Genomic DNA, 13460 nt, shown 5'->3' on the forward strand with positions numbered 1-13460 from the left:
GCACAGTGACACTGCACCAGGGAGCCGGAATCACTTGTGTTAACTAAGAATAGTATAACAGGAAACAGGTTCTGAAACAATTAATTATTAGCTGCTTTCTTCTGATTTTCTTTTATCTTTTTCTGATCCTCTTCAATGTGTTTTTCCACATCCAGACGGCTCATGAGAATGATAACAACTGCATAGGTGATCACATCTGCCGCCAGAAATGCAAATGCAAGCACCTGCTCCACGCCGCCCATCTGACGGTAAACGATCTGCCCTGTATAGTTTGCCACATTTTCAATGATTTCCAGAGTCTGCGGATTGCAGGCAATGCCGGTATTGCTGTAGCCTGCAAAGGTAAGAAGACTGTTCAGCACACCGATACAGAGTCCGCTAAGACCTACCATAATGGAGCTATAAACAGACATTGTAAATCCATCGCTTCGGAAACCATTTTTCGCTTCCAGGTGATCCAGCACATCAGAAAGAAGCGCCATCGTCACATACATTGCCGGAATACTTCCGATTCCTTTCAGTACCATACTTGCAGCAACCATTCCGAAGCTGTGTACATTCAGGAAACAGACAAGGCCGCCTACAACGGAGAAGCAAAGTCCTGTAACAACAGCTCTCTTTTTGCCCAGCTTACGGGCAATTGGCCATGCCACTACCATACCAACGGCAGTAGGAATTCCACCAACCAAACCAAGTGTTGACATTAATGCACCGGAAGTCTGCTCCGGATTTGCAGAATTAATTACACTGTCAAACATCCATCTTACATAGAAGCTCATGGAACTGTTTTTGATCAGCTGGCCAAACTGGAAAATCAGGAAATAGAGAATGATGATCCACCAGTATTTGTTGTGGATACAGCCTTCCAGCTGTTTTTTCAGAGGAAGCTTCTCTTCCTTCACATTCAGATTGATGGTTTCCTCTGTAATACGCTCTCTGGTAAAATAATATTCCAGCATACAGCCAAATGCACTTACCAGGCAAAGCACGATGGAAATAATTCTCCAGTGTGAATAGCTTGCATCCACATCAATTCCGCCGTCCTTTGTCACAAACAGAAAACTCTGCAAAAGAATCGGCACTACAATGCTGGCTCCAACTCCTGCGGAAGCAACCATTGCTGCATTTGACAGTGTTGCAAGAAGCCCGCGGCTCTCAGAATTTCTGGTAGAAAGAGAAACCATGGAGCTATGTGCACAGTAAAAACATGGATATGCAAGTGCATAGTACAGGTTATAGGACACTGCGATCCAGATCATCTGCACTGCATTATTGCCCTTAGTTGGTGTCATAAACATAAGAATAATGGCTATGATCAGCATTGGTGCTGCAATGATCATATAAGGTCTTGCTTTTCCCTGTGTACTTCTGGTGTTGTCGATCCACTGCCCGATCATCAGATTTCCGAGAACTACGAAAATCACAGATACGATTGGCAGAAGTGTGGCAAATGCTCCGAATTTCGTCCAGCCAAGTACATCCACATAATAACGGTTCAGATAGGCACCGAAAATGGCATTGGCAAACATGGCGCAAAAGGGCGCCAGAAAATATCCAATGGCAATTTCCGGAAGCTTCACCTGATCGGATTTGATTCTTGTTTTAAAAACCGGCTTTTCTGCAAGTTTTTTTGCAAAATTAGTAATGTTCAAATATTTCGCCTCCTGGGTTTATTTGACTCTTAAGATAAACTCTTTTTCCCTTTATTTAAGCTCTGTCTTCCATTTGCAGGCAGAATATTTCCTGCACATTTAATGGAATCTTACTTCAGATCAAAAGACATAAAATTAAATGCGCCAGTTCCCTTGTAACTGAAGTACAGTGCCTCTTTCTCACCGAGTCCGTTTACATCAGCTGCAAAACCGTGCTGTTCCTTGCAAGGTTTTACCTGAATCTTTGCCACTGGCTTGCCGCCTTCCTCTGTGGATACATAAACAACTCCAGTTGCTTTTCCCTTAATATTAATACGAACCTTAGAAGTCTCACGCAGGTCAAAATATTTGAAACCTGCAACTGCTCCGTCACACATATTGGCAATATACTGATCTGACCCCTGCTCACGATCCTTTCCTTCCTGAGTCAGATATGGATGACCGGACTTTGGATGTTTGATCATACTTAAGAAACGGGTTCCTTTTTTGCCATATACGTTGCAGGCAATGTAGGAAGGATAGTTTCCTTTTCCCTTAAGCGGTCCGTCATTCAGACCACAGGAGGTCATCTCTGCCTGATAGAATTTGCCATTCTCGAAGCGGATGCGCTCTGCACAGGCCTGACGGGAAGACTGCTTACGGTTACTGTGTCTGTGATAGAAAACATAATAGCTTCCATTAATCTCGATCAGGCTTCCGTGAGTGTTTCCGGTGCAGTTTCTTGCATTTTTTACATCTGTGATTCCAGGAAGGCCGATGTCCCCGTTGCTGACCAGAACACCGCCAAACTCAAAGCCCTCTGTAGGGTTATCGCTTGTTGCATAGCAAAGCTCATGGCTGTTCAGGGAACTGTAGATGAAGTAATAGGTTCCATTGAATTTACGCATGGAGCTTGCCTCCAGGAAGGGATGTCCCTCATAAGAACTTCCCGGTGCTTCTTTCTCACTGGCAATTCCAATGTATTTCGGTCCCATTTTTACAGTAAGCATATCTGCCGGGTCCAGCTCGAAGCACATTGCACCGTGCTCAGTCGGCTTGGATCCATCAAGCAGAAGGGGATTTCCCTGAAGGGCAAAGCCTGTATAAAGATACAGCTTTCCATCATCATCCATAAAAACGCCCGGGTCAAACTGCAGCGGCTCCTCTTTCTTTCCAATAGGAGTGCCGTCTGCATATTTTACATAACCATAGAATTCATATTTGCCTGCCGGCTTGTCACAGACAGCCACAGAGATCATCTTGGTGCCGCCCATGAAATAATAAAGATAAAATCTTCCGTCCGGTCCCTGGATCATATCCGGTGCTGCCAGACCATTTGTAAGACGGATCTTCGGTGCTGCCGGATCCTGCTCTCTTTTGAAAATAACACCCTCATAACGCCAGTTGCCCAGATCGTCTACCGGCGCTGACCAGCATACATAATCTCCCAGACAGAAATTCAAGCCGTTAAAAAGATCATGAGAACCATATATGTATACACGTCCATCTACAATATGCGGCTCCGCATCCGGCACATATTCCCAGCTTGGCAGGTACGGATTTACAGCCTGCTTTGTTTTCATACCTTCATCCTCCATCGATTATTTTACATAATTCATAATATGGATTTATTATAACACCCTGCAATTTCTGTACCTGTTTTTTACGTAAAGTGTAAGAAATCCATCGCAAATAGCACATCTTCAAAATCCAGAAGTTGAATCTCAATGAAAAAAAGCCGTCTAGTCACAGACAGCTTTCTTCCTTTGCACCATTTCCTTACCTGATTCACTTTATTCCAAGACATCTGCCATTGGAAGCACTCCTAGGGAGATTCGAACTCTCGACACCGCGCTTCGTAGACGCGTGCTCTATCCAGCTGAGCTACAGGAGTATACTCGGCCATGAGGGAATCGAACCCACTCGTGTTATGATAACAGCGGATTTACAGTCCGCTCCGCCTCCTTAGCGGGATAATGACCGATATGATTTCTTGCATGTTTTATATTACCAGAAGAACTACATATTCTGCAATAAACCACTAGTTTAATATAACCAAGGAACATAAGTAAAGTTACTGTTCACTCCGTTCACAGTAACTAAGTAAAACTGCATTCTGACTTATAAAAAATTCCCATTACCATTTCTTAGTCCATCTTATATATCGATTTTCTTATTGCATTTTCCAATTTATCTGGTATAATAATCATTCGGTAAACAATTTAATAACAAATCAGCTCTGGTATAAAATTGGAAACGACACAAGTGCATGCTTGATAACGAACAACACATGTGTCTTTTTTGTACCCATTTTTAGAAAAAGGAGAACAATTTTATGCCAAAAACAAAATTCCAAAACGTTATTTTTACCCTGATGATGTCCTTTCTTATGGTTTACGCCATGATCTGCTACAATATTTCCCTGAATATCGGCGGAATGAGTAACCAGGTATTCTTAATGGCTTTCGGTGAAATGAGAATCATGTGGCCGGTTGCATTTATCCTTGAATTCTTCCTTGTAGATAGCCTTGCTCACAAGCTTGCATTCCGCATGGTTACACCACAGGACAGACCGATCGTTATCACACTTGCGATTTCCATTATGATCATCTGCATCATGTGCCCGATCATGAGCCTGATTGCTACAATTTTATTTAAAAATGCAGGTTCCCAGTTCGTTGCTGTATGGTTCCAGACCACTTTCATGAACTTCCCGGTTGCTTTCTTTTGGCAGCTCATGTACTGTGGACCGCTGATTCGTTTTATCTTTGGAAAGATGTTTCCGGAGAAAGAGAACGCATAAATAGTTTCATTAGTGGAATATAATATAAATATTTTAAAAGGCATTGCAAGATATAGCCTCTCCCTAGAGCGTGTTTGACTCCAAAATCAAAACCTTTACAGACGCCATATGATTTCTTGCAATGCCTTTTCTCGTTAAACTTTCTCAGCTACTATTCTGTAATTTCTAATCCAAATCAAGAAGTATGTACTGGCATTGTTGTATTCTCGATAAACCCTTCACACATTTTCTGTACTTTTTTAAGCGGCAGCTCGGAAATTGCCGCAATTTCTTTCTGTGAATACCCCCGAGAAAACATGTTAAAAACGGTCCTGCGATCTTTTTCTCTGGCCTGTCTTCTCATTTCTTTTTTCATCTCTTTCTTCATTTCTTTCCGCGTTGCTGCTCTCGCTTCATCTGCATACATTTGCATTGCGCCATCCCATGCCTTACACATATCCTTCACCTCCACAACCTCTTCATCAACAAATTCATATTGCTCCAGTAATATCGCCAGAAGCCATCTGGTTTCTTGACTTAGCTTTCGTATTTCTTCGGTACTCTCTTCTACGTATTTTCTCAATTCGTCTTTTTTACGGCTGTGCTTCATAAGCTGGAAAATATCTTTCCATTCCGTGTGAAACAACTCAGGATTCTGTTCATGAATATCTATCATACAAATATCATAATCAGGAAGCCTGTCTGAAAAACTCATCACATTTTCCGGGATGTCCATCATTTCCTGTAATTTTAACTTACTCTTCCACCTTTTCTCTCCCAGGTATAATACCTGATGAAATACCGGAAGCAATGGACGACGGATTCGGCGCCGTTTTTTCCCACGTTTTCCTCTTCCCCAAAACATTTGCTGGGATTTTCTTTTCCACTCTTTTAGCTGATCTGTATATTCTATGCTGTCATATGTAAAACATCTCACAGGCATCTCATAATTTGCCCCAGATTCAACTTCACATGCCAACAAAAATCTACAGCCTGGCTTATCGTGGAGACGAAGGAAATCGCGCTCTCTTTCCAGATACATGAGCTTCGCGCTGTCATCCCCGAATTCTCCCTCTTCAAAAACACCTTTTTCCCTGGCAATTTCCTCTTCGCCGTATTTTTCAGAACTGTTTTTCTTTTGTATATTTTTTGCCATAATCGACTGTTTATATGATACTCTCTTCTTCCTTTGTACTTCCTTAAGATAACATGGATCCACAATCTGCTTTCCTGCAAATAAGGTACCATTCACAAAATCTGCAAAGCGTTCGTTATCTTTCAGATACTCCTGTAGTCCCTGGTCTTTTACACCCAAGTTTCACCACCTTCTTTATTACGCTTATTTCACAGGAATACTTCACCGAATGGCAATGAATAGACTGCTGTTCATGAGCTGAACCGCCTACGAATAGTACATAGAGTTCCTGAGATGTGAATTCAGCGTAACATAAAATATAATGTACTGCAAGGAGTTTATATTTTTTTAAGAATCATTCCTCGTTAATATTATACCATTTGTATTTATTTTATACAATATTATTTTTATAAAATATATACTTAAATAAAAAAAGGCATTGTAGAACATGCCGCCCAAAAGTCAGACATTAAAATCTAACTTTTAGTACGCGGTATAATATCCTTGCAATGCCTTTAATTCATAACGATCTATAAATACGCCCTACATGTTTTTTCACTTTTTGGTTTCCTAAACCTTTATTCTTCCTCTTTCAAATGCACATCAAAAAATTCCAATCCAACTGTCTCCGCATAGTCTCTTCCCTCTTCAAAGTTCATCTCGAAACCATGGGTAGATTTTTTTCCATAAATGGGAATCAGAACAGAACCTTCCCCTGTATACGCTTCCTCAATTGCCTTTTCAGAATAGCTGTATGGCACCAGGCTGTCATTGATTCCGTGAATGATCATCACGTCTCCGTCATATGCGCTGATAGTGCCATAAACATCCAGATCATAAACTGTTTTCACATACTCAGAACCCACAGTTCCTACCGGCATCTCAGCTCTGTCTTCCGGAATATCATATGCGGAATCATACATTTCCCGGGCATTATCCGCAATACAAAACGCCGGATAAATCAGGATCATAGCAGCCACATCATCTTTTCTGTCTGCAGCAGTCAGAGCACTTACAAGTCCTCCCTGGCTCTGTCCCAGAAGGAAAAGATGATCCTGATCCACATAATCCTTTGTTTTCACAAAGTCCATAACAGCACTTAAATCTTCTTTCTCAGTCATCACTGTCATATCCATGAAATCTACGTCACTGTTTCCGTTAAGGGAACCGCCGCAGAAGTCAAATGTATAAACCACATATCCATCCTGAGCCGCCTTTTCCGGCCATTTTGCACGCTCTACCATCTGGGAAGTAGAACCGATTCCGTGGCTCATAATGATTACTGGATAAGTCTTTGTTTCGTCAAAATCTTCCGGATAATAGAACTGTCCGTAAATATTATTGTCTCCATTTTTGCACCAGGAAACCACCTTTGTGCAGCCTTCTAGTTCTGTAGTGTATCCCTCTTCAATCTCCGGATTGTCAGACTCTTCTAAATCAGCATCTTCCTCTCCTTCAGAATTAGAACTGTCCTCTGCTTCCTCTGTCTGCTCTTCTGCGTTTTCCTCAGCCCAGACAGTCACACTTACACAGCTCACACTCAATACTGCTGCCACCCCTAAAGCAATTAACATCTTTTTCTTTAACATCTTTATTGCTCCACTTACTTTTTTCTCAATCAATCACATCATTCTGAAATCTGGACAAATGCTCATAAGGCAGAATCAATCTGCCTCGGAACAATCCACAGCCATCGTTGATCAGACTGTTATTTACCGCAGAAAACATATTCACGTCAAGATCTGCTAATTCCAGGGAAAGCAGCTTCATCCCCCGCTCATAAGCCTCATCAAAGTAAACACATTCCCCTTCCGGGATCACATCTCTTCTGGCTCGCTCGTCCTGCTGGCGTTTCTCATAGCCCAGATGATTGGCCGGTCCGATTTCCGCAGTATCATCCATTTTCTGGGTGCGGAGCTGTACCTCCATGTAGGATCTGGAGCTGTTATCATAGAACGTAATATGTAAAGACTGATACCCATATTCACTGGTACCACAAATATAATCTCTGTAATAAGGCTTTACATCATCATTTAGTTGATCAGAAGTACTCAATTTCACTCCCTGAGCCGATTCTGCTGTAAAGCCTCTCTCTTCCAGAAATCCTGGCAGCACATTTGCAATCTCATAAAGATAGCGGATAGACGCCTGCTCCTGGTCTTCCCCTGGCTTCAAATGACATCTTGGCATACAGACCACGATCCTGTAAGCAATAAAATCACGGAAGCAGCTCAGCTTGTTTTTCAACTCTGCAACCGACGGATAGGTACCATTTTCCCTGTAATAATCATAAATATATTCCACTACATATCCATTAAATTTCTCTTCTGCCCGGATCAGGGACTTGATCCTGCCTTTAAATGTAAAGGCAAGAAACGGATATTCATGGGCCATATATTTGTAAAATTCCCGGATCTTCTGGGACTGGGCCGTAAGGAAATCATTATGCTCCAGAAGTTCCGTGATCTGGAGCAGAAAGTTGCTGTGCACCAAATCGACTTCGTTATGGTTCTTCTTCGCTTCCTTACGCAGATCCTCTGTATATTTCTGTAAAATTTTTAAAACCGTATCTCCGGAATATAAATAATCATTCAGTGTAATCATAGCGGTCACCTCGTTTGTGAACGTTCTTTCTGACTGTGTTTGTTACAACTATTCTAGCAAACTTTTACGATTTAGCAAGAAAAAGTTTTATTAACATTTTCCCATTTTAAAAGGGACCTCCGAAGAAGTCCCTTTATTGTATTCCTATTCTTTTGAATATTTTATATTAATAGCTTTATTTCTTTTTCTTCCGGCATTACTCTGAGCGCACCTTTTCTTGTTGTAATAATTGAGGCAGCTGCATTGGCAAATGTTAACATTTCAGCCAGATTTTCCTCTTTTAGTCCATTAATTCCATGTTCACAGACATAGTGCAATACACAGCCGCAGAAGGTATCTCCTGCTCCGGTTGTCTCGATGGTATTATCCTGTAAAAACGGCTTTACTTCCACCATCATTTCATTATAATAAGCACGACTTCCTTCTCTTCCCATAGACACAAGAATCAGCGGAATCTGATAACGTTCTCTAATCCAGTTTACGCCATCACTATAATCTTCTTCTCCTGTCAGCCACTGAATTTCATTATCTGAAATTTTCAGTATCTGACAATGACCAAGACCATATAATACCTGCTTTCTCGCCTCTTCCATAGACTCCCAGAGCGGTGGACGTAAGTTGGGATCAAATGAAATAATAGCGCCAGCTTCTTCTGCAATATGAATTGCTTCTTTCGTTGCCTCCCGCACCCCTTCATGTGTCATAGACAATGTACCAAAATGAAAAATTTTCGTATTTTTGAGAATATCTTCACAAATTTCAGCTTTATTCAGCATCATGTCTGCACCTGGATTACGGTAAAAAGAGAAATCCCTGTCTCCATCGGGATATGTATGTACCATAGCAAGGGTTGTATGGATCTTTTCGTCTGTACATAATCCAGTGTCATCAATTCCAACTTCTTTTATTGCAGCCCTCAACTGTTCTCCGAAGAAATCATTTCCTACCTTTCCGATAAATGCCGTGTTATGCCCTAACTTTGCTAACATTGCAAGCACATTACAAGGTGCTCCTCCGGGATTTGCTTCAAAAAGTGGATTTCCCTGACTGCTTTTTCCGTTTTCAGTAAAATCAATCAATAATTCGCCTAGTGCCGTTACATCATATTTCTTCATACGTCGCTCCCAATTCTTGTATTTTTACTTTACTCATTCATTACAAGCGTCTGGAACTTTCATACCAAATCATATTTCACTACATCGATCTTAGCCGCACCGTCAACAAAGAAAGAAATTCCTTTTGCATCCTGCTCTGTAAGAATAACAGCAGACATAACCTGCTCGCCGTCATTGATAAATATTTCCGCGCTGAATCTGTCCAGAATTACTCGTAATTTCAATTCATTACAGTCACCATTTACCAGACATTCTCTCTGATGAACCACTGCACGTTCGCTTCCGGAGAAGCTTCTGTCGATTTTCAAAACTGATTCATCTGGACGGAATCGTAAAGTGGAATGATATTTTTCATTCTCTGCAAAACAGAGTTCGAATTTTTTATAAAGCTTATCTTTATCTACCGGTCGTATTACAAGCTCCAGATCTACGGTACGTCCTTCAATCTGGTCAAGTGTGATTCTGGTGTCTTTAATCACAACATCCCTGTACTCGACTTTATTTGCACGCATGGAATCCAGTTCTCTGACCGGAACCTGATACAATCTTCCGTTTTTCACAGACACTTCTCTCGGAAGGCTCATTTGTGCAAACCATTTAGATTCATTTCTGCGATAAGCAAGAGTATCCCAGTTCTGCATCCAGGCAATCATAATTCTTCTTCCATCTGGAGCAAGCAATGTCTGCATTGCATAACAGTCAATTCCATAATCCACACTCTGATAAGACTGTTCCTTCAAAGTATGTGTCTCAGAATCCAGATCTCCTATGATACATAATGTTCCATTTCCATTATGATATTCCATTCCTTCCGGAATCATGTCCTGTGGGCTTGTCAGAAGCACATATTTGCCGTCCAGTTCAAAGAAATCCGGACATTCCCACATCTTTCCATAGCGGTTTTTATTCTCTGCCAAAGTACTTACAAATTCCCATTCAAAACCATTTTTACTTCTGTAAAGAAGAATTTGTCCGCTTCCATCAGCAGGACGACTTCCTATAACACAATAAAAGTTTCCATCTTTTTCTTTCCAGATTTTTGGGTCACGGAAATCAACTCTGCTTGCACCTTCCGGCAGATCTTTAAAGGTCAGGACCGGATTTTTGTCATACTTCACGTAATCTTTTCCATCTCCCACAGCCACCGCCTGTGTCTGAACATCCCTTGCGGTTCCGTCCTCCAGTATTTCCCGGTCCACAGCAGTATACATAAGCAGCTGTCTGCCGTCCTCCAGCTCTATGGCACTTCCGGAAAAGCAGCCCACTTTATCGTAATCCTGGTCTGGTGCCAATGCTGCCGGGAGATAGTCCCAATGCAGCAGATCCTTACTTACCACATGCCCCCAGTGCATGCTGTCCCAATGTGTGTTATATGGATTGTACTGATAAAACAAATGGTATTCTCCCTTATAGCAGGAAAATCCATTGGGATCATTCATCCATCCAACATAAGGAGTTATATGAAAAGCCGGTCTGTCTTCCGCTTTAATCTGCTGTCCCTGTGTAAATTCATATTTTCTTGCCTTTTCTAACATTTCGCTCATGAAAAATCTCCTGTCAAAGTCGTTGTTCAGTTCTTACATCTTTTGTTACTTTTCCGCGCTTAAGGATTCCTGATACTGGTCAAAATATTTCTGCTTAATTGAAAGATAATCTGAAAGCCCGTACTTCTCCATCTTTTCCAGATAGGAATCCCACTCTTCCTCAATTCCTCCGTTCAGGATCCAGTCTGCCTTCTTCTGCTCTGCGTATTTCTTAATATCGGTATCATACTGTGATACTTTATTCGTATCATCAATACTCATAAATACATTCGGATAAACATATTTGCTGTTCATATCCTGTAAATATGTCTCATGCATATTATCCAGACGCCATTTCGCATCTTCCGGCTGTGTCACATATACATCATAATATTCATTCAGCACAGCCAGAGGGCCATTTACAGATTGCGCCTCACGCACTTCCACTGGAGACTGCTCTCCCAAATCCATATGTTTTAACATTTCGCCGCCGTCTTTGTTTGTAGACAGTTCAAAAATGTTAAAGGAATCCTCTTCGCCATAAGTACCCCAGTTATTCTGCGGAGACTGGAGGGGTGCATACATCTGATCAATCCATGCAGCAGCAAGTGCTGTATTACGACAACTGGATGTAAGAACACATCTTCCACGGTCAAATCCACTGGTTTCACTGTTGTTCTGTCTGGTAATATTTCTCATGCCATCTGGCCCGGTCAGTGCCGGAAGCATCACATAATCTGTATTGTTATCTATATTCGCAATATCCCATGTGAAGCAGAGTCCATAACGGTGATTCTTTCCTTTTGCAACATAAGTAGACCACTCCTGTGTAAAGGCTTCCGGATCTACAAGGTCTTCTGTCACCAGTTTATGAAGCCATTCAATTCCTTCCTTGTAGCCTTCCTGAACAGTTGTATAAATTACTTTTCCTTCATCCGTTACCGCGAAATGATCTCCTGTGTCTCCGTAACCCTCTCCAAATCCGTTTATTAAAATCGCCGGATCCTGATCTCCGTTATTGATAATAAAGGACATTGGAATTACATCACCTTCAATGGAAAATTCTTTCTCCAGTTCTTCTGCATGATCGCGGAACTGAATCAGTACCTGTTCCAGTTCGTCTGTTGTTGTAGGAATCTCAAGTCCAAGGTAGTCAAGCCATTTTTTATTAATATATGGAATATCTCCAATCGCCTGAATTGCTTCTTTTCCTGCACCAAGCTGTTCAATCCACGGGAAAGAATAGATATGTCCATCCGGTGCTGTGCACATAGTCCTGTACTCTGGGTATTTTTCAAACACAGCCTGAAGATTCGGCATATATTTGTCAATCAGATTTTCCAGTGGAATGATAATTCCCTGCTTGGCATAACGCAGCAGGTCATAATCACTCATACCTGCATTAAACAGACCATCCGGCAGATTTCCAAACTGAGCCAATGCCAGATTCTTTTTATCTGAAAACTGATCTGATACAAAACAGGTCCAGTCAATATGAACATTTGTCTGTTCTTCCAGTCGCTGGAAAATCACTCTTTCATTGGGATCCTGTGTGGAAGTAGCCGGTGCACTTGTAATAAAAGAAAGCTCCTCTGTTTCCTTTAATGGAAACTGTACCTCAGATACTGGTGTGTCCGGGTTGATCTCCGCATTAAGCTGCTGCTCTTTTCCACACCCTGCCGTACTTATCATCATCGTCAAAGAAAGTCCAAGTGCAAGTAAACCTTTTACTCTGTTTTTCTTCATATCTGTATCGTTCCTTTCTTATCAGCCTTTTACTGATCCGACCATAATTCCCTGATCAAAATACTTCTGGAAGAATGGGTACATTACTAAAAGCGGTAAGCTTGATACTACAATGGTTGCATATTTCAGCTGTTCCGCTACCTTTGCCATTTCAGCAGTACTCTGAATATCTGCAATCATACCTGGCTGCGGAGTATTCTGTACCAGAATGGAACGAAGTACTAACTGCAGGGGCTGAAGATTTGCATCATTCAGATAAATCATTGCATCAAAATAGCTGTTCCACATTCCTACGAATGACCACAGTGCAAGTACTGCAATGATCGGCTTACATACCGGCATCATGATTTTGAAGAAATGCTGGATCTCATTGGCTCCATCAATTGCAGAGGCTTCTCTTAATTCTGCCGGGATCGACTGGTAGTATGTTCTTGCAAGGATCATATTCCAGACATTAAATGCTCCAGGAATTAAAACTGCCCAGACTGTATTTACCATATGCAGCTGATTGATTAAAATAAAAGTCGGGATCATTCCACCGCCAAAGAACATTGTGATCAGAAAAATGAGATTGAAAAATTTTCTTCCCACAAATTCCTTCTTGGACAATGGATACGCTGCCAGCAATGTTATAAAAACAGAAATAGCTGTAAATGCAAGTGAATACAGAAAAGAATTCAGGAATCCACGCCAGATCATCTCATTTTCCAGTACTCTGCGATATGCATCCAAAGTCCAGTCCTTAATATGAAAACTCAGTCCCTGATTATTCAAAACTGTAGGATCCATAAAAGAGGCCAGCACTACATACACGATTGGAATTGCAATAGAAAGTACAAACAGTCCAAGAATCAGGAATCCAATTCCAAGGATCAGACAGTCTGTCTTCGAATATTTTTTCTTTATTTTCTCCATCTTCGCTTC

Annotated in this window: 10 protein-coding genes and 2 tRNA genes; 1 reads left to right on the forward strand and 11 read right to left on the reverse strand. The window is 41.4% G+C overall.

Features of this window, described 5'->3' with window-relative positions; genetic code table 11:
* Nucleotides 1-80: 80 nt before the first annotated feature.
* The 4 genes from ABHC48_RS07680 to ABHC48_RS07695 all read right to left on the reverse strand — a co-directional run bounded on the left by ABHC48_RS07680 (nt 81) and on the right by ABHC48_RS07695 (nt 3614).
* Nucleotides 81-1652: an MFS transporter gene (locus ABHC48_RS07680; protein WP_207749331.1), complete on the reverse strand. Its 1572-nt coding sequence runs from the start codon at nt 1650-1652 to the stop codon at nt 81-83.
* 110 nt (nt 1653-1762) lie between these two features.
* A complete protein-coding gene (locus tag ABHC48_RS07685) occupies nt 1763-3214 on the reverse strand; it encodes a family 43 glycosylhydrolase (RefSeq protein WP_195699778.1) in 1452 nt (483 codons plus the stop codon).
* 237 nt (nt 3215-3451) lie between these two features.
* Nucleotides 3452-3525 (reverse strand) — tRNA-Arg (locus ABHC48_RS07690).
* A 4-nt stretch (nt 3526-3529) separates the two neighbouring features.
* Nucleotides 3530-3614: transfer RNA gene (locus tag ABHC48_RS07695), tRNA-Tyr, on the reverse strand.
* Between the two features lie 352 nt (nt 3615-3966).
* Between ABHC48_RS07695 and ABHC48_RS07700 the strand changes: the two genes are divergently transcribed.
* Nucleotides 3967-4434, forward strand: a complete 468-nt coding sequence (locus ABHC48_RS07700) for a DUF2798 domain-containing protein (RefSeq protein ID WP_195699779.1) — start codon at nt 3967-3969, stop codon at nt 4432-4434.
* Nucleotides 4435-4609: 175 nt separating this feature from the next.
* Here ABHC48_RS07700 and ABHC48_RS07705 read toward each other — a convergent pair whose 3' ends face one another.
* The 7 genes from ABHC48_RS07705 to ABHC48_RS07735 all read right to left on the reverse strand — a co-directional run bounded on the left by ABHC48_RS07705 (nt 4610) and on the right by ABHC48_RS07735 (nt 13451).
* On the reverse strand, nt 4610-5728 hold the full coding sequence (locus tag ABHC48_RS07705; RefSeq protein WP_195699780.1) for a hypothetical protein: 1119 nt from the start codon (nt 5726-5728) through the stop codon (nt 4610-4612).
* A gap of 398 nt (nt 5729-6126) precedes the next feature.
* Nucleotides 6127-7137: an alpha/beta fold hydrolase gene (locus tag ABHC48_RS07710; protein ID WP_195699781.1), complete on the reverse strand. Its 1011-nt coding sequence runs from the start codon at nt 7135-7137 to the stop codon at nt 6127-6129.
* 25 nt (nt 7138-7162) lie between these two features.
* Entirely contained in the window at nt 7163-8152 is a 990-nt protein-coding gene (locus ABHC48_RS07715) for a guanosine polyphosphate pyrophosphohydrolase (RefSeq protein ID WP_173770274.1), read from the reverse strand.
* A gap of 161 nt (nt 8153-8313) precedes the next feature.
* Nucleotides 8314-9267: a carbohydrate kinase gene (locus tag ABHC48_RS07720; RefSeq protein WP_187565184.1), complete on the reverse strand. Its 954-nt coding sequence runs from the start codon at nt 9265-9267 to the stop codon at nt 8314-8316.
* A 59-nt stretch (nt 9268-9326) separates the two neighbouring features.
* Nucleotides 9327-10811: a glycoside hydrolase family 32 protein gene (locus tag ABHC48_RS07725; protein ID WP_195699782.1), complete on the reverse strand. Its 1485-nt coding sequence runs from the start codon at nt 10809-10811 to the stop codon at nt 9327-9329.
* 45 nt (nt 10812-10856) lie between these two features.
* Nucleotides 10857-12536 carry an ABC transporter substrate-binding protein gene (locus ABHC48_RS07730; RefSeq protein ID WP_173718077.1) on the reverse strand — a complete coding sequence of 560 codons (1680 nt, stop codon included), beginning with the start codon at nt 12534-12536 and terminating at the stop codon, nt 10857-10859.
* Nucleotides 12537-12557: 21 nt separating this feature from the next.
* Nucleotides 12558-13451 carry a carbohydrate ABC transporter permease gene (locus ABHC48_RS07735; protein ID WP_118577562.1) on the reverse strand — a complete coding sequence of 298 codons (894 nt, stop codon included), beginning with the start codon at nt 13449-13451 and terminating at the stop codon, nt 12558-12560.
* Nucleotides 13452-13460 lie beyond the last annotated feature (9 nt).

The organism is Ruminococcus sp. 1001136sp1 (assembly GCF_039841815.1).
In the GTDB taxonomy this organism is placed as follows: Bacteria; Bacillota; Clostridia; order Lachnospirales; family Lachnospiraceae; genus Blautia_A; species Blautia_A faecis.

Coding starts and splice junctions, on each gene's coding strand:
- ABHC48_RS07685 (WP_195699778.1), bottom strand. CDS start 3,214: ATGAAAACAAAGCAGGCTGTAAATCCGTACCTGCCAAGCTGGGAATAT.
- ABHC48_RS07700 (WP_195699779.1), top strand. CDS start 3,967: ATGCCAAAAACAAAATTCCAAAACGTTATTTTTACCCTGATGATGTCC.
- ABHC48_RS07710 (WP_195699781.1), bottom strand. CDS start 7,137: ATGTTAAAGAAAAAGATGTTAATTGCTTTAGGGGTGGCAGCAGTATTG.
- ABHC48_RS07715 (WP_173770274.1), bottom strand. CDS start 8,152: ATGATTACACTGAATGATTATTTATATTCCGGAGATACGGTTTTAAAA.
- ABHC48_RS07720 (WP_187565184.1), bottom strand. CDS start 9,267: ATGAAGAAATATGATGTAACGGCACTAGGCGAATTATTGATTGATTTT.
- ABHC48_RS07725 (WP_195699782.1), bottom strand. CDS start 10,811: ATGAGCGAAATGTTAGAAAAGGCAAGAAAATATGAATTTACACAGGGA.
- ABHC48_RS07730 (WP_173718077.1), bottom strand. CDS start 12,536: ATGAAGAAAAACAGAGTAAAAGGTTTACTTGCACTTGGACTTTCTTTG.
- ABHC48_RS07735 (WP_118577562.1), bottom strand. CDS start 13,451: ATGGAGAAAATAAAGAAAAAATATTCGAAGACAGACTGTCTGATCCTT.